We start from the raw sequence: 25,214 nt of genomic DNA, 5'->3' as shown, positions 1-25,214 counted from the left end.
GTCGTATTAGTCGTCATAGTGCACCCAGAACTTCGAAAGAGCGAAATTGATTCCCGTCAGCACGGCCACGATAATCACCATGATCCAGGCCAGTGCGGAGGCATATCCCATCTTCAGAGAGGCGAAACCCTGCTGGTAGAGGTACAGCGTGTAGAACAGCGTCGAATCGCTTGGGCCGCCCGTGCCGCCGGAGACTACGTACGCTTGGGTGAAGGTTTGGAAGCTGTTGATCACGCTCATCACGAGATTGAAGAAGATGATGGGCGACAGCTGCGGCAGGGTGATGGCTGTGAACTGCTTCCATTTGCCGGCACCGTCCACGCTGGCCGCCTCGTACAATTCGCGCGGTATCTGGCGCAGGCCGGCCAGGAAGATGACCATCGGCGAGCCGAACTGCCACACATGCAGGGCGATAAGCGTCCAATTGGCGGTGTCCGGGTTCGCGGTCCAAGACATCGATGAGTTCGCACCGAACAGGTTCAGCAGTGCATTGAACAGACCGTCCGAACCGAACACCATTTTCCACGGCACCGCCACGGCTACCGAACCGCCGAGCATGGACGGCAGATAGAAGGCCGAGTGGTAGAAGGCGAGTCCCTTCATGCCACGGTCCAGCACAACGGCCAAAGCCAGTGCGGCGATCAATTGCAGCGGCACGGAGATCACCACGTAGGTGAGCGTGACCTTCAGCGAGCTCACAAACCGCGGGTCGGCAAGCATATGCCGGTAATTCATGAGCCCCACGAACTGTGGAGGTTTGATCATGTTGTACTTGGTGAATGAGATCACCAGCGAATGCAACATGGGAATAAGGCTCAAACAGATGGCACCAATCAGCCACGGTGCCAGAAAGCCCAGCGCGACCTTGGTGTCGGTCGGTTTGTCTTTCGGCTTATGCCGGTTTTTGACCAGCGACCCGAATTCCGAAAACGAACTCACGATGTCCCTCCCATAGCTTCAGCCTTCATCGGCTGTATGCATCACAGCATATTGAATCGTCATCCGCCGTTGCCACTTGTTGCCAAAGTTGCATTCATCTCATGGTGATGCCGCTTCAAGATGAGATGAACATGGCATTGTGCATCGGATGATCCATCATCTCCGCTTTACCCAATCGCAAACCCTCATGAGGATATGAGACGATGCCGCACCCCTCTATGAGGGTCTGCGGCATCGCTAGCCAATAGTTAACAATCCATAGGTCCGTCACGCTTCGATATCATCGAAGGTGACGTTGCGGGCATGATGCAGACGCACACGCATATGGTTCTCCTCCGAGGTCTTGCGATCCGATGCGGTGGCGTATGTGACATTATGGAACTCCATGTTCTCGAATACCGGCGGCACATCCGAACCTTCGCCATCATCGTTATATCCCACGGAATGAATCAAGATGTGCGAGGCCTCGCAATGGCGCAACCGCACGTCACGCACGTATCGGCACACCCGCGAGGCTTTCTACGACCTTCTTGGCCTCACTAGCAACTTCCGTCTTGCTGCCACCGTTCTTGAGACGGTTGATTTCACCGTTCAGGATGCCATCAGTGCGCTTGTCGAGTTTGAAGGTCAAGGCGATGATCCAAGAGAGCACCAGACCGATGACAGTCCAGCAAGGGAACCAAATCAGGCTTCGCGCAACGAGCCAGAACAGGCAGGATGCTATGGCCACCGCGGTCCATGCTCCACCACCCATTGCCGGCTGAATCTTCCACGTGGCGAAAATGGTGCCCAAAGGCACGATGCCCGGACCAAAGGCAAGTTGGGACACGTTCTTCGGACCGATCTTGGAGAACAGATAGCCCCATAGCGGTGTAAAGAACTTGGTGACAACATCAATGGAAAGCAGCATAGATGCGAACGCCGCATTCTTGCCCCAGCAGAAGATCACGAAGAACACGAAGGTCTGGCCGAACACATCCATCATGCAATGGCTGGTCAGGTAAATGCCCATGAACTTGCGGAACGAGGAGATACGGAAGGTCGAGATGTAGTCAACGGCCAGATTGCCGACATTCTTGCACCAACGCGCAAAGCCGAACGGCTGCTTCTTCTCCGCTTCGATCGCAGACACGTCGTAACCGGCTTCCTCAGGAGTCATCTCCCACGTGGTGCGGGATACGATAAACAGCATGATGGCGAACACAACGGTGATGCCGATGGCAAATGTCTGATATGAAATGGCCTTGTCATCGCCCATCACCGACAGCACCTATCCGCCATAGGAATGATCACCGTGGAACCGGAAACAATCATACGCATGGTGGAAAGCAACGTACGGCCGTTGTAATCATCGGTCATCTCAGTGGGCAACGATGAGTAGGAGACGAGGAACATCTGCAATACAACATGGAAAACGGATTCAAAGCAGTGCAGGATTTTCTGCGTCACCCGACTGATGCCTTGTTCGCCTTCAACGACGTAATGGCCATCGGATTCATGGCCGCAGCCCAGCGTAAAGGCATACACATCCCCAACGATGTCAAAGTGGTGGGTTTCGACGACATACTGATGTCCGCCTTTACCAATCCCCAGCTATCCACCATTCGACTTCCTGTGGAGGAGAACGCACGTAATGCCGCTGAGCTACTATTGCAGCGCCTTAGGCGACACAATATCGGTGCGGCGAGCACTCTAGCAGAACAAGCAATGTTCATCGATCGAGGCAGCATCCACACCATCGAATCATGATATAGACACATAAGCCCCCTCATCAGAGGGGGCTGAGTACGGTGTATCACGCCTTGGACTTGGCGGTTTCGATCCACTTGTCGAACAGGGCTTCGGCCTTGCCGGAATCGACGGTTTCCTCGGCCAGCTTGTAGGCTTCGGCGAAACGCTCGGCCAGTGTGCCGTTGCCGACCAGATTGCCGTCGGCCACGATGGCGGAGGCGGCGTTGAGCAGTGCGGTGGTGCGGGACGGAATGTCCTTGCCAGCCAGGAAGTCCTTGAATGCGTTGGCGTTGACGTCCGGAACGCCGCCCTTGAGCTGTTCGACGGTAATCTTGGTCAAGCCCAGATCCACGGTCGGATCGAACTCGGACTCGGTAACCTTGCCGTCGCGAATCTCCCAGACGGAAACCGGGCCGGTGGGGGCAAGTTCGTCCATGCCCTCATGCGAGGTGTAGACCAAGCCAGACTGTCCACGGCTGGCGTACACGGCTGCCATAATCGGGCTCACCTTGCGGTTGGCGCAGCCGATGGCCACGTGTGCCAGGTTGGCGGGGTTGGTCAGCGGCCCCAGGATGTTGAAGACGCACGGGATGCCCAGCGCGGCGCGAATCGGCCCCACGAAACGCATGGCCGGGTGGAAAGTGCGGGCGAACGCGAAGGTGATGCCCACCTCGTCGCCCACTTCGCCGACGGCTTCCGGCTTCAGATCCAGCGGCAGGCCAAGGGCTTCGAGCACATCGGCGGCACCGCACTTCGAAGATGCAGCGCGGTTGCCGTGCTTGACGATCTTCACGCCGGCTGCTGCGGCGGCCACGGAGCCCATGGTGGACAGGTTCACGGTGGCGAAGCCGTCGCCACCGGTGCCCACGATGTCGGTGGTCTCACCGGAAACGTTCAGCGGCACGGCGTGGGAGACCATGGCCTTGGCGGCACCACGCACCTCGTCGGCGGTCAGCCCCAGCTGCTCCTGCATGGCGAGCGCGGCACCCACTGCGGCGGGGTTCGCGTTGCCCTGCATCAGGTCGTCCACGAACCACTCCGATTCCTCAACAGTAAGGTGGTCTCCCCCGACCAGCTTGGTGAGAATCGACTTCCATGTGATCTCGGCCATGATGCCCTCCTTGGCGTTTCCTACGCCGTGTGGTGTATGTTCGCCGCCCATTGTAATGGTTTGTCATTTCAAGACCCTGAATCTTCCATATTGCAAAATATGAGTCAGCTCCCGCCAACGGGAGCCAACCTATTTTTTTCGCCAATCAGCCGTCTGCAACCAGCTGGTCAGCAATATCAGTCGCTAATCAGACTCACCGCTTCACTCGGCGGTCTGCGGCCAGCACTTCTCGTACTTGATGCCGGTAAGCTGTTCGACGATCTTCTTGGTCTCTGGCTCAACGTCAGCCTTCTTGCCGCCGGCCTTGAGCCGGTCGATTTCCTTGAGCAGCACGGCGTCGGTCTTCTTGTCGAGCTTCATGGTGAAGGACACGATCCAAGCAATGGCCAGACCGGCGATGATCCACCACACCAGCACGTTACCGATGGCGTTGACGGCCTGATCAGGCTGCGGCTTGCCGGCCTTGAACGCCTCTTCGACGAAACCGTTGGCACCGAGGTACCAGCCCCAAGCCATGGCGGACAAGCCAGCGGTGATCTTGCGGGCGAACTGCTGGAAACCGATGTACAGGCCACCGCGGTTTTCGCCAGCCATGATCATATCGACGTCCGGGATGAGCGGGAACACGTTCCACGGAATGAACCAGGTCATAGCACGGAAGATCAGCCACCAGACCACGACCACGTACAGCATGACGTTCCGCACGGCGGTGTTGTTCTGGGCAGCAGTCTGCCACAGGCCCCACAGGCCAAGCAGACCGATGATGGCGCCGGCAAAGTTCAGGGAGAACATCTTGCGCGGGCCAAGCTTGGCGAAAATCCAGCCGAACACGGGCTTGAGCGGTTCGCCGATCAGCGCCATGCCGAGCAAAGCGGAGCCGAAGGCCACCGGCTTGTTGAGGTTGTAGAGCACGAAGAACAGCCAGACCTGACCGAAGATGTCCAGGAAGGACTGGCCAAGCAGGTAGATGATGATGTGCTTGCGGAAGGTCTTGTTGCGCAGGGTGGAGAAGTAGCCGATAAAGATGTCGGCCACACCCTTGAGCCACTTGCCGAAGTTGAACGGTTCCTTCTGTTCGGCTTCAAGGGCAGCCTCGTCGAAACCGGCCTCTTCAGGAGTCAGTTCCCACGTGGACTTGTACGCGATGAACACGAACACGGCGAACAGCACGATGAAGAAGCCCATGGAAATCGTGTAGGACGAGCTCTTCTTGTCACCGAGAGCATTGAGGAATGCTTCGACGACAACGTGCTTAAAGCCGAACCGTTATGGGACAACCGGTATATGCTGCCTAAGGCCGGCTCCTATCTCACCGTGACTTATGCGAATTGGCTGGGCAAGATTCTCGCCGCCTCCTATCCGGCGGACAAGGGCCTGTGGAAAGTGACGCTACCGCCCGGATACTTCGACCCGAGCCAAGTGCAAACTTCGGAAATCGGCGGCTCGACGTTGGCCATGAGCGTCGGGCCGCCCGAGATTCGTCAGAAAGCCGCTTTGACGTTCATGCGCTGGTTCCAGCTCTCCCCCGCATCAATCGAGCTGCGCGCGCCGGGCGGCGTATCAGCGGCGGCCGGCTATGTGGAGGATCTGACCCGCCGCGGTACCATCGACCCGTATTTCGACCAGCCTATCTACGACGTGTATGCCAAGTCCGCCGCCCGCGTGAACCGCGATTGGGACAACCTGCCGTTCTACAGCCAGCTCGACGCCGAATTCACACGCCTCATCATTCCCACACTGCGCCCCGGCGGCCACAGCGCCGACCTCCTACCCGAATGGGAGGCACGCCTCAAGCGCTACGCCGTATCCCAAGGCTTCACAGTGAATTAGGTCGGCGGCGGTATTCCGTCTCCGGTACATCGCATGCCGTCCCGCGCGTACGGCACCGCACGAATACATGCCGATGAACCGCACAAAAAAATGGCTCCCCATGTGGGGAGCCATGAGCTAGTTACTAACTAGCGATGCGTCACTTCTCGTTCTGGCCGTGGCACATCTTGTACTTGCGGCCGGAACCGCACGGGCACGGGGCGTTCTTGCCGGTGCCAGGGAAGGTGCGGCCGTCGGCCCATGGCGTCTTGAGCTCTTCGCTCTTCGGACGCTTGGAAACCGGGACCTTGCCTTCGGCGTGGCTGATCGGAGCCGGGCCGGCAACGGGCAGCGTGGACTCGCCGGCCTCGGAGGCGGCTGCGGATTCGGCGATCGCCTGCTTGGCGTCCGTATCCTCGTCCTCTTCTTCGACTTCACCCTCGGCGGCCTCGACCTCGGACTCGCCGTTCTCGTCAGGGCCTGCGGCCGCGGCGACGGAATCGGCGCTTTCGGTGGTCTCTTCAACCTCGTCAACGGCCTCGTCGGTGGCGGCGACCTGCTTGATGTCGATGTGGAACAGCAGCTGGACGGACTCCTCCTTGATGGCCTCGATCATGGAGTTGTACATCTGGTAACCCTCGCGCTGGTATTCGACCAGCGGGTCGCGCTGGCCCATGCCGCGCAGGCCGATGCCGTCCTTGAGGTAGTCCATCTCGTAGAGGTGCTCACGCCACTTGCGGTCGAGCACGGCGAGCACCACGCGGCGCTCGAGATCGCGCAGGCCGGTCTCGCCGATGGTCTTCTCCATCTCGGCGTACTGCTGCTTGGCGTCCTCAACGATCAGATCGCGCACGGCCTCGACGGCCTTTTCGCCCTTGAGGCTGCCAGCGGCTTCCTTGGCTTCGTCCTCGGTGACCTTGGTGGGGATCACGGTGTTGAGGGCCTTGAACAGGCCTTCCCAATCCCAGTCCTTCGGCTTGTCGGAACCCTTGTTGGCGCCCTTGATGTAGGACTCGACGGTGTCGGTGATGAAGCGCTCGATATCCTCGTGGATGTCCTCGCCCTTGAGCACAGCCTGGCGCTCGGAGTAGATGACGGTACGCTGCTTGTTCATCACGTCGTCGTACTTCAGCACGTTCTTACGAATCTCGTAGTTGCGGGATTCGACGGCCTTCTGTGCGGTGCGCACGCCCTTGGTCACGGACTTGGCCTCGATCGGCTGGCCTTCCTCCATGCCCTTGGCCATGACCTGGGCCACCAGCTGGGTGTTGAACAGACGCATCAGATCGTCTTCCAGCGACAGGTAGAAGCGGGACTCGCCTGGATCGCCCTGACGGCCGGAACGACCGCGCAGCTGGTTGTCGATTCGACGGGACTCGTGGCGTTCGGTGCCGAGCACGTACAGGCCGCCCAGCTCCTTGACTTCCTCGTGCTCGTCCTTGACCTGGGCCTTGATCTCGTTCAGGGTGCCCGGCCAACGCTTCTCATACTCTTCCGGGGTGTCTTCCGGAGAGTAGCCCTCGGACTTCAGCTTGGCGTCGGCAAGGAACTCGACGTTGCCGCCGAGCATGATGTCGGTACCACGGCCGGCCATGTTGGTGGCCACGGTGACGGCGCCCTTGCGGCCGGCGACGGCGACCACGGCGGCTTCCTTCTCATGCTGCTTGGCGTTCAGGACCTGATGAGGGATCTTGGCCACGTCGAGCAGGGTGGAGACCACTTCGGAGCTTTCCACGGAGGCGGTACCGAGCAGCACCGGCTGGCCCTTGGCGTGACGCTTGGCCACGTCCTTGACGATGGCGGCCAGCTTCTCCTTCTTGGTGCGGTAGATGAGGTCGTCCTGGTCCTTGCGGATCATCGGCTTGTTGGTCTTGATCGGCAGCACGCCCAGCTTGTAGGTGTTCATGAACTCGGCGGCCTCGGTTTCGGCCGTACCGGTCATGCCCGCGAGCTTGTCGTACATACGGAAGTAGTTCTGCAGGGTGATGGTGGCGAAGGTCTGGTTCTCGGCCTTGACCTCCACGCCTTCCTTGGCCTCGATGGCCTGGTGCAGGCCCTCGTTGTAGCGGCGGCCCGGCAGGATACGGCCGGTGTGCTCGTCGACGATGAGCACCTCGCCTTGGGTGACGACGTAGTCCTTGTCACGCAGGAACAGTTCCTTGGCCTTGATGGCGTTGTTGAGGTAGCCGATCAGGGCGGTGTTGGCCGGCTCATACAGGTTGTCGATGCCGAGGAAGTCCTCGACCTTGGTGATGCCCGGGTCCAGGATGCCGACGACCTTCTTCTTCTCGTCGACGTCGTAGTCCTCGTCGCGGGTGAGCTTCAGCACCAGCTTGGCGAACTGACGGTACCAGCGGGTCACGTCGCCTTCGGCCGGGCCGGAGATGATAAGCGGGGTACGGGCCTCATCGATGAGGATGGAATCGACCTCATCGACGATGGCGTAGTGGTGACCGCGCTGCACGAGGTCGGCCTTCTCCCAGGCCATGTTGTCACGCAGGTAGTCGAAGCCGAACTCGTTGTTGGTGCCGTAGGTGATGTCAGCGTTGTACTGCTTGCGGCGCTCCGGCGGCTTCTGCTCGGTGATGATGCAGCCGACGTTCATGCCGAGGAAACGGTAGATACGGCCCATCAGCTCGCTCTGGTAGCTGGCGAGGTAGTCGTTGACGGTGACCACGTGCACGCCCTTGCCTTCGAGGGCGTTCAGATAGGTGGGCAGGGTGGCGACCAGGGTCTTGCCTTCACCGGTCTTCATTTCGGCGATGTTGCCCCAGTGCAGGGCAGCACCGCCCATGAGCTGCACGTCGAAGTGACGCTGGCCAAGGGTGCGCTTGGAGACCTCGCGCACGGTGGCGAACGCCTCGGGCATGATCTCGTCCAGGCTCTTGCCGTTTTCGATTTCCTGCTTGAACTTCGGGGTTTGGGCCTTCAGATCCTCGTCAGAGAGGGCGGAGATCTCGTCCTCCAGAGCGTTCACGGCCTTGGCCACGTTCTCCAGCTTCTTGAGCTGGTGGCCTTCACCCATTCGCAGGGCTTTGTCAATAATATCGACCACTGGGTTCTCCCTTGACTGATAAGTGGTGGTGTCCGCGTACCAGAATAGCGCCTCGCACCGTCAGCAGTCGAATTTTTCGACCTTTTTACGAAAAAAATGGACCGCCTCCATATTGGAAGCGGTCCATGCGGTATCAGCTGATCGTGTCAGCAGGCCTTACCTTCAGGCCTTCTTGACGTTCTCCGGAGTATCGATTTCGAACACGCCGTAGCTCCAGCCGTGACGGCGGTAGACGACGGACGGGCGTCCGGTCTCCTTGTTCACGAACAGGAAGAAGTCGTGTCCGATCAGTTCCATCTCGTACAGCGCCTCGTCGATGCTCATAGGCTCGGCGATGTGCAGCTTGCGACGGATGACAATCGGCGTATCCCCAACCTGGACCTCCACGGATTCGCCAGGGCCAAGATCGGAGGCGACCGCAGCCTGCGGGCTGTTGTTCGGCTCTTCCTCCAGCTCCTCCGGCTCGAGTTCCGGGGCGATAACACCCAGATCCATCGGGACCGGGTTCGCGTAACCACGACGGTGATCCTTGCGACGGTCACGAGTACGACGCAGACGCAGCGTCAACTTATCCAGCGCCATGTCCAGCGCGCTGAATTCATCGGTGCTGGAAGCCTCCGCACGCACCACGGTACGTCCGGCGATAACGGTGATTTCCACGCGCTTGGCGGTATCGGCCTGACGCGGGTTGCCCTCATGGGTCAGCACGATCTGCGCGCGCTGAGCATCCGGGGCGATAGCGGTCACACGATTCATCTTGGTCTCGACCACATCACGGAACCTTTGCTTGACCTGCGTGTGGCGTCCGGTAACGACGATTTCCATGTTGACCTCCTCTAACTCAAGCGGTGTAACCCGCTATATGTGTTCCGAACGGCATCATCACCGACCGGGTATGTTTCATTGTAGACGAACAATGGGTGAACGGCCGGAAACTCGCCCAGAGAATATATGTTTATTTCCGGGCTTTTCTCTGCAATGAAACGATGTATATACTGGGGTTTTGGCAGCAGTCTCCTATAAGAAGATTTGATACCGGTTTATCGGGCTGGCTCGTTTGTTCGTCATGGTAAATACTGCAATGGATAGGCAGCGTTTTCTTGCTCTTTCTCGCACATACCAAGCTCTTACAGATTTGATTCGTCTCCATACGACACGCCGCAACACGCCCGACACGCCCCATCCGATATTCGGCGCGTCGTTCACGAATCGTCCAACTATGCCCAACCATGGGGAAAACAGGATAACCGGGCAACGTCATGGCCTCACCGCAGGGCGGGATGCCGCCTTTTCCGCACCTTATGTATAATTGCAAGCTTGAGACCTCTTGATGGCCGCGGCCGTGATCTTCATTGGGATCGGCTGAGGAACTTCCGGGCTCCATAGAGCACGATGGCGGATAACGTCCGCCCAGGGTGACCTGAGAGATAGCGCAACAGAGAACAGACCGCCCGTCCTCGACGGGTAAGGGTGAAACGGCGGTGTAAGAGACCACCGGGCCTCTGGTAACAGTAGGTCGCATGGCAAGCCTCATCGGGAGCAAGGCCAAGCAGATGGCGGTAAGGGCTGCTCGCCCGTGTCATCGGGTAGGCTGCTAGAGCCTGGCGGTAACGTCAGGTCGAGATGGATGGCCATCCGTGCTGTGCGTTCACGCACGGCACGACAGAACCCGGGGTATAAGAGGTCTCATTTTTTCTTGGTTACACCAACAATTCGGCGGCGACTCGGCGGAGGGTTTCGGGGCTGTGGCCTTTGCGGCCGCCGGCGGACCAAAGCCGACGCTGACGGACCTGACGATCGAGGCCATGGGTTTTGCGGGCTATTTGGCGGCCCAATTCCCACGCGGCATCTTCAAAGATGCCATTTTGCTCAGCTTCGTCACACACCTGTTCAGCCAGCTTGCGGTCCACACCTTTGCGAGCAAGTTCCATGACCGTACCACGACGGCCCATCATGCGACCGGCACAATAGCGTACGGCCGATTCGGCATAAGCGCTGTCGTCAATCAGTTGCACGCGAATCAGCCGTTCGATGACCTCGTCCACGATCGCCTCGCCGTACCCTTTGGCAAGCAATCGTTCGCGTAACGCACCGGATGCACGCGGGGCCGCGTCCAGCAAACGCAATGCAGCCTCGCGGCAAGCGTCCAAATCATTGGGATCTTCGACAACGGCAGCGTCTCTCCCCCGTCGAGAAAAACGTCCCGACGGTTTCGACTGAACATGCTGCTCGGCAATGGGCATGTCTTGCGACGCAACAGGATTGCGCCGCAAGAACGCTTCGGCACTAATCATGTTCAGGCATTAGCTGTGCCGGCCTTGGCACGGGTCGTTTTGGCAGCAGGCGCCGCTGCGGCCTTGCTGTCCTTGGCCACGTCGGCCGCAGCGGCCTCGCTGACGGCGGCCGCTGCTGCGGCTTCGCCATCTTCCGCGAACTGATCGGCGGAACCGATCAGACCGAACTCGGCCTTGACCTTGTTCTCGATCTCCTCGGTGATGGCCGGGTTGTCCTTAAGGAACTGACGGACCTTCTCTCGTCCCTGACCGAGCTGATCACCCTCATAGGTGAACCACGAACCGGACTTCTTGACCACGCCAACCTGCTGGGCCATGTCAATCACCGAGCCCTCACGGGAAATGCCTTCACCGTAGAGCATGTCGAATTCGGCGGACTTGAAAGGCGGGGCCATCTTGTTCTTGACCACCTTGACGCGCGTGCGGTTGCCCACCGCTTCGTCGCCGTTCTTCAAGGTCTGGATGCGGCGGATGTCGAGACGCACGGAGGCGTAGAACTTCAGAGCTTTACCACCGGTGGTGGTTTCAGGGTTGCCGAAGAACACGCCGATCTTCTCACGCAGCTGGTTGATGAAGATGGCGGTGGTGCCGGCCTGAGCCAACGCGCCGGTCATCTTGCGCAGCGCCTGACTCATGAGTCGGGCCTGCAAACCAACATGGCTGTCTCCCATTTCGCCTTCGATTTCGGCCTTCGGCACCAAAGCGGCGACCGAGTCGATGACGATGACGTCAAGCGCACCGGAGCGAATCAGCATGTCAGCGATTTCGAGGGCCTGCTCGCCGTTATCCGGCTGGGAGACGATGAGTGAGTCGGTGTCCACGCCGAGCTTGCGGGCGTAGGCCGGGTCGAGCGCGTGTTCGGCATCGATGTAGGCCGCCACGCCGCCCTTCTTCTGGGCATTGGCCACCACATGCAATGCGAGCGTGGTCTTACCGGATGATTCGGGGCCGTAGATCTCCACGATGCGGCCCTTGGGTAGGCCGCCGATGCCGAGCGCCATATCGAGAGCCAACGAACCGGTGGGAATCACCTCGACGTTCCGCTCGGGCTGGTCGCCCAGTCGCATTGCGGAACCTTTGCCAAAGCTCTTCTCGACCTGCGCCAGCGCGGTGTCCAGCGCCGCCTTGCGCTTGGGATCGAGCTCGTGCTTGTCCTCGGCTGCCGGGTCCTTGGCCGGCTTGGTCTCAAGTGCCATGATCTTCTCCTTGTCGAAGTCGTGTGCGAATCGGATGCCTCCACCGTATGACGGACATGCCATGTGAGGCAATCCAAACCAACCATTGTGGTTCCAGCTTGCCCGAGCTTGGCCACCTGGCCTCCTTAAGCCCTACTGCGGTAAGGATTATGGCAGATGGCAAGCACCCTGTGCACACGTATGCGGCTTCTCGTCACTGTGGATAACTATAACCACACACACGAACATTTGTTCGAATTTGGCGTGCAACACGCCGAAATCGCCAATTCCACGATTCAGCGACTCCGTAATCCCGCAGTGTCAGACGGCGGGCATGGGCGGCGCGTTATGATCGTGGCCCCAACGCTTGGAGTCCGGAACCTCCATTTGGTCGCAGAGCACATTCCAGACCACGCGTGGCTCCTCCCCCGCGTCCAGCGCCTCGACCACAGTCATATTCGCCAGTTTGGGCATCCGTTGATCACGCGACAGCGAACGACCGTAGGTCCGACCGAACACCTCTTCAAGTAATTCCCAGAATTCCCGTTCACGCATACACGCCAGTGTGCCACCACCCGCAGGACAGCAAAAACCCGCATCACCACAAGCGATACGGGTTCACAGCTAGACATAGATTACGGGACGCGGCTTCACACCGCCAACCGATCAGCCCTCGAGCGAGTCGAGATAATCAGCCACCATGCGCAGCATGCGCGAAGTGGAGACTCCGAGCGCATCGGCGATGGAGCTCAGCAGCTCGGAGCTGGCTTCCTTCTGTCCACGTTCGACTTCGGAAAGGTAGCCTAGCGAAACGCCTGCCTTCTCGGAGACTTCACGCAACGTGCGGCGATCGCGCGTGCGCAGCTCGCGCAGCACATGACCGATAGCACCACGCAGCGAAAACTCGCGAGGCTCCTCCTCAGCCACCACGGGCTCGGCGGCGGCAGTCGGCTTGTACGACGGCGAATCCTCATCCCACATACGTTCACGAACGGCTTGACGCTGATCCTTGGCCTTCTTGGCGGCCTGTGCCTTGAGCACCTGCTGCTGGGCGAACATCACCGCACGGCGCTGGGCCGGAGTCAGTTCACGCATACGGGCGACACCCGGCTGCACAGCCATCGGCTTCTTGGCGGCCACATCCATCTGTTCGTTCACTCGGGTCATCGTTTCCATCGCCATCGCCCCTTCCAAGGTCGGTTCAGTGTTTCCACTATGTACAACACGACGGTCCCGCGGTTTTATTCCTTAAAACTTGCTGTAAATAGACTCAAGTTTTGCAGAACGTGGAATACGGTGAGGCGACGAACCTCTTCGCGCATGCCATCAAGATGGAGTTCGACGGCTTTGAGCACTTCGGCATGGTCCGCGGTGAGGCTTGCGGGGATGCGCAGGCCCACATACACCAGTCCGGCCGGCTTGTCACCGTCCGGACCGGGGCCGGCCACGCCGGTGGTGGAAAGGCCGATGATTCGGTCGCCGTATTCCGGCTGGCTGTATAGGCGAGCGGTACCGATGGCCATCTGCCGGGCGACTTCGGGGTGTACGGCACCTTCTCGATCCAATAGGGCCTTGTCCACGTGCAGGATCGAGGCCTTGGCATTGATGTCGTAGGCGACAGCGGAGCCCAACAACACGTTGGAGGCACCGGGAATACGCACGAACGCATCGGCAAGCAGGCCACCGGTCAGGGATTCAGCGCAGGCGATTTTCGTATTGTTCGCCTCGCAAATCTTGAGGATGCCGGCCGCGAGACTGTCGCACAATTCCCGCATTGGAATATCCGTCACTTCCGCTTCGGGGCGACGAACGTGTTGTACAGGTACACGGCACCCGAGTAGAGGCACAGGACCAATGCCACGTAGATGATGGCGTAGGTCAGGAAGTAGTAAGCGGTCATCCAGAACGGCGTGGCTTGTCCGTTACCCAATGACCAGAACGGCAGCAACAGCATGGACAGACCCACGCACTGGAATACGGTCTTGAGCTTGCCGGGCCATGCGGCGGCGATGACCTTGCCGCCCGGACGCTCCATGACGAAGAAACGCATAACGGTGATACCAATTTCGCGAATCAGGAACAGGATGGTTACCCACCAGCCGAGCTCGCCGAACGCGGAGCATACAATCATTGCGCCGCAAGTGAGCAGCTTGTCCGCGATCGGATCCATGAGCTTGCCCATTTCGGTGACCTGATTGTATTTGCGGGCCATCCAACCGTCGATTTTATCGGTGGACGCGGCGATGATGAACAGTACCGCGGCGACCCAGCGCATGGTCAGGTTGTTCTCACCCCAGGCATCGGCGAGAATGTCGAGTGTCAGGAAAATCACCACGAGTACGATGCGCGAGTAGGTGACCAGGTTCGGCGGCGCGTTCCATCCGTCGAACAGCGATGATTTGGGCGATGACTGCTTGTCCATTGTGTTCTCATCCATAGTGTTCACGTTACCCCCACACTTCTACCTTGAGTGAGTATTGGCTGGATATTGACTGCTATTATTCGGGAATCAGGTTGCGTGCTGATGGCCGCGTGGCCGCGCTTCTCCCCCTCCGCCCCTTCGGGGCACCTCCCTCATCAGAGGAAGGTCGATGGGCGATTATTCGCCGAGTTCGGGCTGTTGCGGGGCGGTGGCTTCGAGCGAGCTGGTTTCGCCTCGGATGAAGGCGAGCACCTGCGGCAGGTCTTGCGGCTGGACGAGCACTTCGCGGGCCTTCGAGCCTTCGGACGGCCCGACCACGCCACGTGATTCGAGCAGGTCCATGAGTCGGCCGGCCTTGGCGAAGCCGACCCTGAGCTTGCGCTGCAGCATCGAGGTGGAGCCGAATTGGCTGGTGACCACGAGTTCGGCAGCCTGCAGCAGCACGTCCATGTCGTCGCCGATCTCCTCGTCGGGCTCCATGCTGTCTTTCTTTTCGGCTTCCTTGGCCATCTGTTCGATGTCTTCGCGGTATTTCGGCTTGCGCTGGGTGCGCACGAACTCCACGGCCTTGCGAATCTCGGATTCGGACACCCACGAGCCCTGCACACGAATCGGCTTGGCGGAACCCATCGGCAGGAACAACGCATCGCCCTGACCAATCAGGGTCTCGGCACCGACCGTGTCAAGAATGACTCGCGAATCGGTGGCGGACGAGGTGGCGAACGCCAGTCGGGATGGAATGTTGGCCTTGATCAGACCGGTGACCACGTCCACGGACGGACGCTGGGTGGCGAGCACCAGATGCACACCGGCGGCTCGTGCCAGCTGGGTGATGCGCTGGATGGAGCTTTCCACATCGTTCTTGGCCACCATCATAAGGTCGGCCATCTCGTCGACCACCACGAGGATGTACGGATAGGGGGCCACCTTGCGCTGGGAGCCGGCGGGCGCATGTACCTTGCCGGCGCGCACGGCCTCGTTGAAGTCCTTGACGTGGCGGAATCCGAAGAATTCGAGGTCGGAGTAACGTGCATCCATCTCCTTGACCACCCATTCGAGGGCCTGTGCGGCTTTCTTCGGATCGGTGATGATCGGGGTCAGCAGGTGCGGGATGCCTGCGTAGGCGGACAGTTCCACGCGCTTGGGATCCACCATGATCAGACGCACCTGTTCAGGCGTGGCACGCATGATGATCGAAGTGAGCATCGAGTTGATAAAACTCGACTTACCGGAACCGGTGGCACCTGCCACCAGCAGGTGCGGCATCTTGGTCAGGTCGGCGGTCACGAAGTGGCCTTCGACGTCCTTGCCGATGCCGGAGAGCATCGGGTTCGGGTCGCCCACGGCCTTGTCGGAGCGCAATACGTCGCCCAAGTGCACGATTTCGCGATCCTCGTTCGGGATTTCGATGCCGATGGCGGACTTGCCGGGAATCGGTGAAAGGATGCGCACATCCGAACTGGCCACCGCGTAGGCGATGTTGCGCTGCAGGTTGGTGACTTTCTCCACCTTGACGCCGGGGCCAAGCTCGACCTCATATTGGGTGACCGAAGGGCCACGCAGGAAGCCGACGACTTTGGCGTCCACGTTGAACTGTTCGAAGGTGGAAGTCAGTGCCCGGATCACGCGATCGTTGGCCGGGGTGCGCATCGCATGGGGCTGGCCTTTGGTCAGCAGGTTCAGGTCGGGCAACTGATACGGCCTATTGGCGTCGTCGTCTATATCGTTGCCGGCGGTGGCATTCGGCTGTCCGTCCGTATTGGGTACGCCCTGGCCGACTCCGCTGCCATCCGCATCGGCACCCGCGTAGGCTCCGGTCGCGGCTGCCACAGCCGCGACACCGGCGGCTCCGACCGCTCCCATCGCACCGGCTGCCCCTGCGAGCGCGACAGTACCGGCCTGGGCGGCGCTGGGTGCCCACGGGTCGTCTACCGCTCCCCCACCGGGCATGGCGACGGTCTGGTCACTGGTGATGACGCGGGTTCGGGAAGCGTCGCCATCATCTGCATCGGCAGCAGGCGCAGGGCTGGATAGGTGCGGGCGGCCGTCGTACGAAGACGATGCAATGGTTCGCGCACCGGTAATCTCGCCGGTCATCGGATCGACCACCGGGGTTTCGGCGGTGGCACCATGCTGGCTGGCGGCACGGTCGAATGGATCGTCGGCAGCATACTTGTCAAGGGTGTTGTCGTCTTCGGTCTTGGATTTGCGGCCGAACAGTCGTGCGAACAGGCTGGGCCGTGCATCGCCGGCCTGATCGTTGTCGTTGCCGTCATCGTCGCCGTCATGCGAGGGAACACCGTCGGCAAAGGCGAGAGTGGTATCTCCCACACGGACCTCGTTGGGGAACTGGCTGGCGCTCCCATCCGTCTCCTGGCCCATCGGCACATACGGTTTGCGCTGGATTTTAGCGGCGATTTTGCGCGCATCCTCCGGCAAATCGGTGACGTGGGTGCCGGTAATCATCAGCAAGGAGAACAGGCCGACGACCACGAAAATGATGATGGCGAACACGTTGGAAAGGCCCCAGGCGAGCGGTGAGCCGAGGAAGAAGCCGAACAGGCCGCCGGCGGATTGCAGAATCGTGATGTCGAATCCGGTGTGGTCGGCGGCGATCGCCACGTCGATGATCGAACAAATCGACCACATGAGCAGCACCCAACCGGTGACCACACGCGGGTTATTGGACCCTTTACCGGAATTGCGCATGAGTCGGAAGGCCACGGCGGCGAGCAACACCGGCAGCACGACGCTCATCAGACCAAGCACACCGGCCGCGATGGCGTGAAGCAGCTGGCCGAATGGACCGCTGACACGGAACCATTCGGACGCGCAGAACAGTACGGCGAGCACGAGCAGCAGGAAGCACAAACCGTCACGACGGTAGGCTGGATCGTATTCGCCGACGCCGGTGACGGCGCGTACGCCGGAGCCGAACGCGCGCGGAATCGCGAGCAGGATCTTCTTCCACAACGGCTCAGGTTCGAGGTCAAGCTCGGGCTGGACCTTGGTTTCGCCATCATGGGTAGACCCGTTGTCTTTGGATTTACGGGGCTTGGTGCTGTTGGAGGATGCTGTTCGTGCCATATCGGGTCTGATTCTACTAGTACGGGGGTGCATGGTTGGTGACGACACCGTGACGATATGGTCGATTGACGAATCCCGACAGCCGATTCGCCGCGTTCGTCTGAGTCGATTCCCCGCTGGGGCGCGAATATGCCTTATCATGGGTTGCATGACACCCGCAGAGCGTGCGAGCGCAGTCGCATTTGCACTCAAGAACTGCGCACTGGAAGCGATGACGCCGGGCGAGGCAACGATGCGCGCCGCGGCTGCCTACGAACACGGCTTGAAGCCCGTGACCCATCTCCTCGACGTGGCGGACGAACAGACCGCCATGCGTCTGCGCGCTGCCGCCGACCCTGCCGGAAAGGATCGTCTGGCTGCCGGCAGTCTGGATGATCATGCCACGGATCGGGCGGATGCGGTGTTCGCACGTACCGTGTTGTTGGCGGAACGTCGGCGGAATCCGTCTGGCGACTTGGACGAGTTGACCGCCATTCATAAGGGGCTGTTCGAAGGCGTGTTTGAGGATGCGGGCAAGTTGCGTACCTCAAACACCACACGTGAGGTGACGAACGACCGGGCTCGGGCCGCGAATCCTGAGGCGTTCTTCCCGACTGGGCTCATTGAGACCGGCGCGCACAACATCGCGATGGAGTTGGCGGACAAGCGCAACCTGCATGCGTTGGATCGCGACGTGTTCGTTCACGCGTTCGCTTCTATTTATGATGAGCTCGGTTATCTGCATCCGTTCCGTGGCGGCAATGCGATGGTGCTACGTATATTCGGTTCACGCTTGGCGCATGACGCCGGCTGGGATCTCGACTGGGGCTCAGTGACGCGCGAGGAGTATCGCTCCGCCAAGCACTCGGCATATCGGGGCGACACGTCTGCACTGGAGACAATGTTCGACGCGATACTACGCCCGGCGAATCCGACGCGCGTGTTCTTGATCGCCGGCTGGAATCAGGGGCCTGCACACTGATTGCGGGTGATTGCATCGGCCTTTGGCTGATTCCTACGCCGTGATATCGCCCAGATGATGCTGGGTGTATTCGTCGGCTCGGGAGTCGATCGGGTCGTAGTCGCCGGCGTCGGCGTGCGCGATAATGGCCATCGCGTTGTCGACCAGTTTCGGGTTCAGGGCCTGCAGCCAGTGGATGCGCGGGTCACGGCCGAACCATCCCATCTGTTTGCGGGCGAGTCGCTTGGTTTTCTGTGCGATGTCCGCGAAGGCGTCGTTCACATCACAGATGCCGTCCAGCAGGTCGATGATCTGCTGATAGCCGAGCGCGCGTACGGCGGTGGCACCCAGATGCGGGCGCAACCGTTCGACTTCTTCGATGAACCCATCGTCATACATCTGCTTGGTGCGCAAATCGATGCGATGGTCCAAATCCGGGCGGTCCAGGTCGAGTCCGATCTGCACGGACGGAATCACGTACCGGTAGCGCGGCAGACAGGCCGAATACGGTCTGCCGGTAAGCTCGATGACCTCCAGCGCACGGATGGTGCGGCGTGGATTGCGCGGGTCCATGCGCGCGGCGGCCTCGGGGTCTTTGGCCCGCAGCTCGTCGAACAAAGCACCGGCGCCCTCGGTTCTCTCGCGTTCCTCAAGACGTGTGCGCACGTCGGGATCGGTGCCGGGGAAGGTGATGTCATCGATGGACGCTCTGGCGTACAAGCCGGAGCCGCCGACGAGAATCGGCCGGATGCCACGTGATTGCAGGTCGGCGATGGTCTCGCGCGCAAGCTGCTGGAATCGGGCCACGCTCATCGTGTCTTCGGGGTCGATGATGTCGATGAGATGGTGCGGCACGGCCGCCTGTTCTTCGGCGGTGGGTTTGGCGGTGCCGATATCCATGCCACGGTACATCTGGTAGGCGTCCGCGTTCACGATTTCGGCCCGCTCCCCCGCTTCGGCCAGACGCCGGGCGATGGCGATGCCCAACCCCGTCTTGCCGGACGCGGTGGGACCGACGATGGAGACGACTCGTTGCGTCATATACGCCCCCTCAGTGCCGCACGGAATAGGTCTGGCCGGCGGCCACGTCGGGGTCGGCAAGCAGATTATGGCGGCCGGCGTGTGTGACGGTGACCGTGACGAAATCGCCGATTTCAGGTACCGGTTCGCCTTCAGGCACGCCGATATGCACCAGCACGCCGGTTTTCTCGCGGCCGGTGACACGGTGGGTGTCGGTGTCCTTCTTGCCGAGTTTGCCGGTGATCATCACTTCGACGTCACGGCCCTCGAACGTGGCGAGGTTCTCCTCGGTGATCTGCTCCTGCAACGCCACCAGCCGGTCGAACCGGTCCTGCACCACGTCGCGCGGAATCTGCTCCATTTCGGCGGCCGGAGTACCGGGACGCGGCGAATAGATGAACGTGAACGCCGAGGAGAAGCGCGCCTGGCGCACCACGTCCATGGTCTGCTGGAAGTCCTCCTCGGTTTCGCCAGGGAAGCCGACGATGATGTCGGTGGAGATCTGCGCGTCGGGCATGGCGGCGCGGATGCGGCCCAAGATATCGAGGAACTTGGCGGACCTGTAGGAGCGGCGCATCGCGCGCAGGATGCGGTCGGAGCCGGACTGCAGCGGGAAGTGCAGCTGGTGCATGATGTTCGGCGTTTCGGCCATGGCTGCAATCACGTCGTCGGTGAAGGCGGCCGGGTGCGGCGAGGTGAAGCGCACGCGTTCGAGACCGTCGATGGTGCCACAGGCGCGCAACAGCTTGCTGAAAGCGTATCGATCGCCAATACCATAACCAAACGAATTCACGTTCTGGCCGAGAAGCGTAACCTCCTTGGCACCATCGGCCACACATTGGCGAATCTCATCAAGAATGTCACCGGGGCGGCGGTCCTTTTCCTTGCCTCGCGTGGTGGGCACAATACAGAACGTGCAGGTGTTATTGCAGCCCACGGAAATCGCCACCCACGAGCTGATGCGGGAGGCGCGGGCGGCGGGAAGCTGGCTCGGGAACTGCCGCAATTGTTCAGTGACCTGGACCTGCGCCTTGCCGGTCGCACGATTCTGATCCAACAGCTTGGGCAGATCTTCGATGTTCTTGGTACCGAACACCGCGGAAACCCATGGCGCAGTATCCGCGATCTTCTTGCGGTCAAGCTGGGCCATGCAGCCGCCAACGGCGATCTGCAGGTTCGGCCGAACCAGTTTGACGCGATTGAATCGGCCAATGGTGCCATACATGCGTTCGGCTGCGTTCTCGCGCACCGCACAGGTATTGAGCACCAGCAAATCGAGGTCATTGTCATTGATCTGGTCCTCGGTTGCAGGCACGTAGCCATTGGCCTCCAGCACGCCGGCGATGCGCTCGGAATCGTGCACGTTCATCTGGCAGCCGAGCGTATGGATATGGAACACGCCCTTGCCGCGCTCCCCCAGCAAACCATCGGTTCCATCGGCTGCAATCGAGGCGCGCTCCGCCTCGGTCATCATGTCTTCATTCATAACGACCGATTCTATCGGCGGGGTTCGTCATGATCCGGCCATGCATGCCATTGGTTGTCACGATGTCAAATATGGGTTCTTGGAAAGATTCCCCGCTAACATCCAGATTGGTTGGAATCCGCCGAGTATATTGGTGGACGTGATACTTGACCGACATAGCCGACTCAAAACCTCCGATCTACAGGCCCATCTCAAAGCGTTGGATCTTCCGGGAGGCACCTTCACTCCCGAACAGGTCGTTGAATTCGTTGACCTCATGCAGGTGTATGAAGGCGCGATGTACGAGATCAGCACCAAATTGGAGATTCTCGACGACGAGTTCCAGGTGCGGTTCAGCCATGACCCGATACATCATATGGAACGGCGTCTGAAGTCGGTGAGTTCGATCATCGGCAAACTGGAGCGCAAGGGTCTGCCAATCGGTGTCAATTCGATTAAGGACAATCTGTTCGATGTGGCCGGCATCCGCGTGATCTGTAATTACCGCGACGACGTGTATTCCGTGTCCAACTATCTGTCGTCGCAGTCCGATATTCAGGTGCTGCGCGTCAAGGATTACATCAAGAACCCGAAACAGAACGGGTATCGTTCATTGCACGTAATCTACGCGGTGCCCGTGTTTCTCTCCTCGGGCGCGCATTACACGCCGGTGGAGGTGCAGTTCCGTACCATCGCCATGGATTATTGGGCGTCGCTGGAGCATGCGCTGCGTTACAAGACCGATTTGCCGGACAACAAGCTCAGCGAGCATTCCCAGACACTGCTCGACTGCGCCCGTTCGCTGCAGAACATCGAAGTGCAAATGCAGAACATCCACCGCGACATCAACGGCGCGCCGCAAGTGGGCGAAGCGCCTAAGACCTCGGACTGAGGTGCTATGGAATCGGCCTGCGGCCGATTCATTCACCGTTGCAGCCACTTCGGCAGCCTGGCCGGCGCTTGGGCCAGTAGGGTGCCGAGGAAGATGAGGGCGCAGCCGAGGTAGCCGCGCGGGGTCATCACTTCACCGAGAAGCAACGCACCGCCTACCGCCGAGAAGAACGATTCGAGGCTCATCAGCAGGCTGGCTCGCGTCGGTGGCACCCATTGCTGGCCGACCACCTGCAAGGTGTACGCGATGCCCACCGAGCCGATGCCGGCGTACAGAATCGGAATCCAGGAATGAGCAGCGCCGGCCCAGTCGACCGAGCCTTCGATCAGCGAACCCGCCCAGCTCAGCACGGCGGTGGTGCAGAACTGGCCGAATGAAAGCCTGATGGCGTCCACGGTGCCGCCCAAAGTATCGATCACCAGAATATGCACGGCGAACAGCACGGCCGTGAACACGAGTAGGATATCCGCCAAACCAATCGAACCGAAACCATCGGTGATGCACAGCAGATAGAAGCCGGCGATGGACAGCGCCACGGCCACGAACACCAGCATGCCGATGCGCCGGCGCAGGAACACGAAGGCCAGCAACGGCACCATCACGATGTACATGGCGGTCAGGAATCCCGAGCGGCCGGCCGATTTGCCGTACAGAATGCCATACTGCTGCAGGGTGCTGGCGGTGAACAGCACGATGCCGCAGATCACGGAAATGACCACCGGGTTGGCGAGCAATCGCGCCACGGCCGAATCGGGCTTGTTCGCATTCAGCTTGGCACCGGTGATGGTAACGACGTCGGATGCACCGTTCGATGCGGCATCTGTGGAGACGGCCCCGGATGTCTCGGTCCCAACGACATCGGCCCCAGCTGCATCGCCCTTATCCGCGCTCCCCCGGCCACGCTGCCACAGCAGAATCGGCACCAAAGACAGTGCTCCCAGCGTGAAGCGCGTGGCGTTGAAGAACATCGGCGACATCGAATCCATGCCCTGGACCTGCGCCACGAACGCAAAACCCCAGATCAGCGCGGTCAACAACAGGCTCAGCATGCCTACGAGTTCTTGTCTTTTCACGGGGAGCCAGCCTAACGTGTGAATGTGACAGACATGAAAAAGCCCGGCCACAATGTGGTCGGGCTGTGACGTTTGACGAGCAGGCTACATGCCGCTCACCAATCGGCTGGCGAGGCTAGTCCCTGTTGCCGAGCAGCTGCAGGATGTACAGGAACATGTTCACGAAGTCGAGGTACAGGTTCAGGGCACACAGGATGGAGATCTTCTTGACCATTTCCGGGCCCTGGGCCTCGTATTCGGTCAGCAGCGCGCGCGTGGACTGCGCGTCGTAGATGGTCATGCCGGCGAACAGGATCAGGCCGATGGCGCAGACGATCTTGGTCGTGCCGTCGACCTGCACGAAGGCGAGCACGATCTGCGAGATGATGAGCACGATCAGGCCGATCATCAGAATCGGGCCGGCCTTGAGCATGTTGAACTTGGTAGTCATGCCGAACATGGTCAGCGCGAAGAAGAACGCGGCGGTGACACCGAGCGCCACGCCGATCGAGCCGAGGTCGTAGACCATGAAGATCGAGCTCAAGGTGAAGCCCATCAATGCGGCGTACACATAGAACATGACGCGCGCGGTGGCCGACTTCATCTTGGTGACGCGCATGCCGAGCACCACGGCCAGGGCAATCTGCACCACGCACAGGCCGATGAGGCCCACCATGCCGGTGGCCATGAGGAAGCTGTAGTAGGCTCCGGTGATCTGGCCGAGCACGGCGACCACGGCGGTGACGAGGATGCCGATGGTCATCTCGCCATACACCTTGGTCACTGAGACTCGGCGGGCTTCCTCATAGTTGTAGGACATCGTCGTGTTGATGGTGGCCGCACCCGCACCGGCACCTGTACCCTGCGGCACGTATTGGTAGGTGGGAGCGCCCTGCGGCTGGGCATAGTAGTTCTGGCCGTAACCGGACTGTGCGTATTGCTGGCCATATCCAGACTGTTGGGCGGCGTTGTAATCAGGCGTGTTGTATTGCGGGTTGTATTGCCCGTTGTTCTGGGGCTGCTGACCGAATGTCATAATCGCTCCTTTAGCGTTTGTTCCAGTACCAATCTTAGAGGAACAAAGCTGAACATTCCATGAATATGATCGATCGGCTCGTTCTGCTCATCTCAAAGCGTAACGGGCGTTTCCACCATGCGCGTGGCATGCGCTTGAGATTCGATTGACATTCGATCGCAACTTGGACCGCCGCGCGATTCACTGCAACGTGAAGGTATGCGTCACCTTGGTGTCTTGATCCGTTGATAGGAACGCAGTGACATCCACCGTAATCGGCGAATCGTCTTGCAGCACATAGCCCAGCGTCACCGTTGCCGTGGCCCCGGGCTGCACCTGGGCCAAATACGAATTCGCGTCATAGCCTTCAGGCTGATCGAAGTATATTGCCGTCTCCAGTTCGGTGCCGTTCTGGAACACGTTCGGGTGAGCCAAAACGGCGAACGAGTTGTTCTTGGACGTGTTGTTCGTCCATTCATAAGTCACCAAAGCGGTGGGCTTACCGTTATAGTCGTTGACGCTTTTCACGGCGGAGACTATTTTCACGTGGGCACCTTCGATATCACCTTCCAAATCCTGCTCGCCCTGCGCTTTCTGCTCGGATGCCTTGCTCTTGGAGGCATCAGACGATTTGCCCGCGGACTTTGATGATGAGGATTGTGACGTGTCGATGCCCTTGGACTCCTTAATGGAATCGTCAATGGCCTTGCTGGCAGCGGACTGCATGGCCAGCGTGATCACAATGGCCAACATCGACAGCACCGCCGCCACAATGGACAGCACCTTGCCGCGTTTCTTGCCCCGGAAGGTGCCCACTATGGCGATAATCGCCAGTATGACGCCGATGAAGCCAAGGATTGCGGCGATATTGTTGACGATGGGAATAAAACTCAGCACCAAACCCAACGCGCCAAACACCACGGCCGCGATGCCGCAGATGGTGGTATGCAGATGTTGCGGTTGCGGCGGCTGAGGCTGAAGCTGAGGCTGTTGTGGCTGGTACTGCTGTGGGGATGAGGGAACCGGCTGCGGGGTGATGTTGTGGTTGGACATGATGTGCTCCTTCTCGTATCTTCCCCGAAATAGGGATGTGAGCACGACGCTACCGGCCGCGAAACAGCGGCGTTAGTGGACGAACGGTCATTGTTCGTTGCCTGTTCGGGCAATACGGAGGTGATAACGGTGCCCGCATGTCCAGTGGCGGGGG

General features: G+C 60.0%; 23 protein-coding genes, 1 other RNA gene and 1 pseudogene. 5 read left to right on the top strand and 20 right to left on the bottom strand.

The genetic code is table 11. The features are described 5' to 3' along the window. Positions 1-6: 6 nt before the first annotated feature. The 4 genes from ACEUKI_RS06615 to ACEUKI_RS06600 form a co-directional block, all read right to left on the bottom strand. Positions 7-939, bottom strand: a complete 933-nt coding sequence (locus ACEUKI_RS06615) for a carbohydrate ABC transporter permease (RefSeq protein ID WP_080784699.1) — start codon at positions 937-939, stop codon at positions 7-9. 267 nt (positions 940-1,206) lie between these two features. Continuing rightward, positions 1,207-1,380, bottom strand: a complete 174-nt coding sequence (locus ACEUKI_RS06610; protein WP_156604002.1) for a hypothetical protein — start codon at positions 1,378-1,380, stop codon at positions 1,207-1,209. A 46-nt stretch (positions 1,381-1,426) separates the two neighbouring features. Beyond that, complete coding sequence (locus tag ACEUKI_RS06605) at positions 1,427-2,209, bottom strand: hypothetical protein (protein WP_080784697.1); 783 nt, start codon at positions 2,207-2,209, stop codon at positions 1,427-1,429. Continuing rightward, positions 2,197-2,340, bottom strand: coding sequence for a hypothetical protein (locus tag ACEUKI_RS06600; protein WP_374156628.1), 144 nt, complete (start codon positions 2,338-2,340; stop codon positions 2,197-2,199). The genes ACEUKI_RS06605 and ACEUKI_RS06600 overlap by 13 nt, the downstream gene beginning before the upstream one ends. 6 nt (positions 2,341-2,346) lie before the next feature. Between ACEUKI_RS06600 and ACEUKI_RS06595 the strand changes: the two genes are divergently transcribed. Next, positions 2,347-2,688, top strand: coding sequence for a substrate-binding domain-containing protein (locus ACEUKI_RS06595; protein WP_080784696.1), 342 nt, complete (start codon positions 2,347-2,349; stop codon positions 2,686-2,688). 46 nt (positions 2,689-2,734) lie between these two features. Here ACEUKI_RS06595 and trpD read toward each other — a convergent pair whose 3' ends face one another. Beyond that, complete coding sequence (gene trpD / locus ACEUKI_RS06590; protein ID WP_080784695.1) at positions 2,735-3,781, bottom strand: anthranilate phosphoribosyltransferase; 1,047 nt, start codon at positions 3,779-3,781, stop codon at positions 2,735-2,737. Positions 3,782-3,982: 201 nt separating this feature from the next. Beyond that, positions 3,983-4,987: pseudogene (locus ACEUKI_RS06585) on the bottom strand (MFS transporter); the annotation flags it as partial. Between the two features lie 42 nt (positions 4,988-5,029). Here ACEUKI_RS06585 and ACEUKI_RS06580 point away from each other — a divergent pair. After that, positions 5,030-5,611 (top strand): hypothetical protein, encoded by a 582-nt coding sequence (locus ACEUKI_RS06580; protein ID WP_251847754.1) that lies wholly within the window; start codon positions 5,030-5,032, stop codon positions 5,609-5,611. A gap of 139 nt (positions 5,612-5,750) precedes the next feature. Here the strand turns inward: ACEUKI_RS06580 and secA are convergent, their stop codons facing one another. Next, complete coding sequence (secA, locus tag ACEUKI_RS06575) at positions 5,751-8,645, bottom strand: preprotein translocase subunit SecA (RefSeq protein WP_374156627.1); 2,895 nt, start codon at positions 8,643-8,645, stop codon at positions 5,751-5,753. Positions 8,646-8,807: 162 nt separating this feature from the next. Next, positions 8,808-9,470, bottom strand: coding sequence for a ribosome hibernation-promoting factor, HPF/YfiA family (hpf, locus tag ACEUKI_RS06570; RefSeq protein ID WP_080784691.1), 663 nt, complete (start codon positions 9,468-9,470; stop codon positions 8,808-8,810). A 493-nt stretch (positions 9,471-9,963) separates the two neighbouring features. On the opposite strand from hpf, the gene rnpB reads away from it, so the two are divergent. Beyond that, positions 9,964-10,338, top strand: an RNA gene (gene rnpB / locus ACEUKI_RS06565) — RNase P RNA component class A. Between the two features lie 7 nt (positions 10,339-10,345). On the opposite strand, the gene ACEUKI_RS06560 is transcribed toward rnpB, so the two are convergent. The 7 genes from ACEUKI_RS06560 to ACEUKI_RS06530 all read right to left on the bottom strand — a co-directional run bounded on the left by ACEUKI_RS06560 (position 10,346) and on the right by ACEUKI_RS06530 (position 17,623). Continuing rightward, on the bottom strand, positions 10,346-10,939 hold the full coding sequence (locus ACEUKI_RS06560; RefSeq protein ID WP_080784690.1) for a regulatory protein RecX: 594 nt from the start codon (positions 10,937-10,939) through the stop codon (positions 10,346-10,348). Between the two features lie 2 nt (positions 10,940-10,941). Continuing rightward, the gene (recA, locus tag ACEUKI_RS06555) at positions 10,942-12,135 is read right to left on the bottom strand and encodes a recombinase RecA (RefSeq protein WP_080785008.1); all 1,194 of its coding nucleotides are present in this window, start codon (positions 12,133-12,135) and stop codon (positions 10,942-10,944) included. A 300-nt stretch (positions 12,136-12,435) separates the two neighbouring features. Then, positions 12,436-12,669: a DUF3046 domain-containing protein gene (locus ACEUKI_RS06550; protein ID WP_007052642.1), complete on the bottom strand. Its 234-nt coding sequence runs from the start codon at positions 12,667-12,669 to the stop codon at positions 12,436-12,438. A 111-nt stretch (positions 12,670-12,780) separates the two neighbouring features. Next, complete coding sequence (locus ACEUKI_RS06545; RefSeq protein WP_080784689.1) at positions 12,781-13,296, bottom strand: helix-turn-helix domain-containing protein; 516 nt, start codon at positions 13,294-13,296, stop codon at positions 12,781-12,783. 59 nt (positions 13,297-13,355) lie between these two features. Next, a complete protein-coding gene (locus ACEUKI_RS06540) occupies positions 13,356-13,889 on the bottom strand; it encodes a CinA family protein (RefSeq protein WP_131233367.1) in 534 nt (177 codons plus the stop codon). Positions 13,890-13,900: 11 nt separating this feature from the next. Further along, entirely contained in the window at positions 13,901-14,551 is a 651-nt protein-coding gene (gene pgsA / locus ACEUKI_RS06535; protein ID WP_251847752.1) for a CDP-diacylglycerol--glycerol-3-phosphate 3-phosphatidyltransferase, read from the bottom strand. Between the two features lie 162 nt (positions 14,552-14,713). Then, positions 14,714-17,623: a DNA translocase FtsK gene (locus tag ACEUKI_RS06530; protein ID WP_080784688.1), complete on the bottom strand. Its 2,910-nt coding sequence runs from the start codon at positions 17,621-17,623 to the stop codon at positions 14,714-14,716. Positions 17,624-17,834: 211 nt separating this feature from the next. Between ACEUKI_RS06530 and ACEUKI_RS06525 the strand changes: the two genes are divergently transcribed. Next, positions 17,835-18,584 carry a Fic family protein gene (locus tag ACEUKI_RS06525; protein WP_179133426.1) on the top strand — a complete coding sequence of 250 codons (750 nt, stop codon included), beginning with the start codon at positions 17,835-17,837 and terminating at the stop codon, positions 18,582-18,584. Positions 18,585-18,617: 33 nt separating this feature from the next. Here ACEUKI_RS06525 and miaA read toward each other — a convergent pair whose 3' ends face one another. Together miaA and miaB are read right to left on the bottom strand one after the other, a co-directional pair. After that, positions 18,618-19,604, bottom strand: a complete 987-nt coding sequence (miaA, locus tag ACEUKI_RS06520) for a tRNA (adenosine(37)-N6)-dimethylallyltransferase MiaA (RefSeq protein WP_080784686.1) — start codon at positions 19,602-19,604, stop codon at positions 18,618-18,620. Between the two features lie 10 nt (positions 19,605-19,614). Then, the gene (miaB, locus tag ACEUKI_RS06515; RefSeq protein WP_179133375.1) at positions 19,615-21,069 is read right to left on the bottom strand and encodes a tRNA (N6-isopentenyl adenosine(37)-C2)-methylthiotransferase MiaB; all 1,455 of its coding nucleotides are present in this window, start codon (positions 21,067-21,069) and stop codon (positions 19,615-19,617) included. 130 nt (positions 21,070-21,199) lie between these two features. Between miaB and ACEUKI_RS06510 the strand changes: the two genes are divergently transcribed. Further along, positions 21,200-21,940, top strand: a complete 741-nt coding sequence (locus ACEUKI_RS06510; protein WP_115770053.1) for a GTP pyrophosphokinase family protein — start codon at positions 21,200-21,202, stop codon at positions 21,938-21,940. A gap of 32 nt (positions 21,941-21,972) precedes the next feature. Here ACEUKI_RS06510 and ACEUKI_RS06505 read toward each other — a convergent pair whose 3' ends face one another. From ACEUKI_RS06505 to ACEUKI_RS06495, 3 genes are all read right to left on the bottom strand, one after another. Next, a complete protein-coding gene (locus ACEUKI_RS06505) occupies positions 21,973-22,989 on the bottom strand; it encodes a DMT family transporter (protein ID WP_080784684.1) in 1,017 nt (338 codons plus the stop codon). A 139-nt stretch (positions 22,990-23,128) separates the two neighbouring features. Continuing rightward, entirely contained in the window at positions 23,129-24,028 is a 900-nt protein-coding gene (locus ACEUKI_RS06500) for a Bax inhibitor-1/YccA family protein (protein WP_080784683.1), read from the bottom strand. 180 nt (positions 24,029-24,208) lie between these two features. Then, complete coding sequence (locus tag ACEUKI_RS06495; protein ID WP_080784682.1) at positions 24,209-25,060, bottom strand: DUF5067 domain-containing protein; 852 nt, start codon at positions 25,058-25,060, stop codon at positions 24,209-24,211. Between the last annotated feature and the right edge of the window lie 154 nt (positions 25,061-25,214).

Origin of the sequence: Bifidobacterium sp. 2450 (assembly GCF_041900695.1) — a bacterium.
Lineage (GTDB): Bacteria > Actinomycetota > Actinomycetes > Actinomycetales > Bifidobacteriaceae > Bifidobacterium > Bifidobacterium longum.
The sequence above is the reverse complement of the archived record's forward strand: the minus strand, read 5'-3'. Positions and strand labels throughout refer to the sequence as shown.

Bases quoted from the DNA above. Each gene is read 5' to 3' on its own strand.
- pgsA (WP_251847752.1), bottom strand. From the start codon at position 14,551: ATGGATGAGAACACAATGGACAAGCAGTCATCGCCCAAATCATCGCTG.
- miaA (WP_080784686.1), bottom strand. From the start codon at position 19,604: ATGACGCAACGAGTCGTCTCCATCGTCGGTCCCACCGCGTCCGGCAAG.
- miaB (WP_179133375.1), bottom strand. From the start codon at position 21,069: ATGAATGAAGACATGATGACCGAGGCGGAGCGCGCCTCGATTGCAGCC.
- ACEUKI_RS06505 (WP_080784684.1), bottom strand. From the start codon at position 22,989: ATGCTGAGCCTGTTGTTGACCGCGCTGATCTGGGGTTTTGCGTTCGTG.
- trpD (WP_080784695.1), bottom strand. From the start codon at position 3,781: ATGGCCGAGATCACATGGAAGTCGATTCTCACCAAGCTGGTCGGGGGA.
- recA (WP_080785008.1), bottom strand. From the start codon at position 12,135: ATGGCACTTGAGACCAAGCCGGCCAAGGACCCGGCAGCCGAGGACAAG.
- ACEUKI_RS06525 (WP_179133426.1), top strand. From the start codon at position 17,835: ATGACGCCGGGCGAGGCAACGATGCGCGCCGCGGCTGCCTACGAACAC.
- ACEUKI_RS06550 (WP_007052642.1), bottom strand. From the start codon at position 12,669: ATGCGTGAACGGGAATTCTGGGAATTACTTGAAGAGGTGTTCGGTCGG.
- ACEUKI_RS06560 (WP_080784690.1), bottom strand. From the start codon at position 10,939: ATGATTAGTGCCGAAGCGTTCTTGCGGCGCAATCCTGTTGCGTCGCAA.
- ACEUKI_RS06530 (WP_080784688.1), bottom strand. From the start codon at position 17,623: ATGGCACGAACAGCATCCTCCAACAGCACCAAGCCCCGTAAATCCAAA.
- ACEUKI_RS06595 (WP_080784696.1), top strand. From the start codon at position 2,347: ATGGAAAACGGATTCAAAGCAGTGCAGGATTTTCTGCGTCACCCGACT.
- hpf (WP_080784691.1), bottom strand. From the start codon at position 9,470: ATGGAAATCGTCGTTACCGGACGCCACACGCAGGTCAAGCAAAGGTTC.
- ACEUKI_RS06540 (WP_131233367.1), bottom strand. From the start codon at position 13,889: ATGCGGGAATTGTGCGACAGTCTCGCGGCCGGCATCCTCAAGATTTGC.
- ACEUKI_RS06545 (WP_080784689.1), bottom strand. From the start codon at position 13,296: ATGGCGATGGAAACGATGACCCGAGTGAACGAACAGATGGATGTGGCC.
- ACEUKI_RS06500 (WP_080784683.1), bottom strand. From the start codon at position 24,028: ATGACATTCGGTCAGCAGCCCCAGAACAACGGGCAATACAACCCGCAA.
- ACEUKI_RS06495 (WP_080784682.1), bottom strand. From the start codon at position 25,060: ATGTCCAACCACAACATCACCCCGCAGCCGGTTCCCTCATCCCCACAG.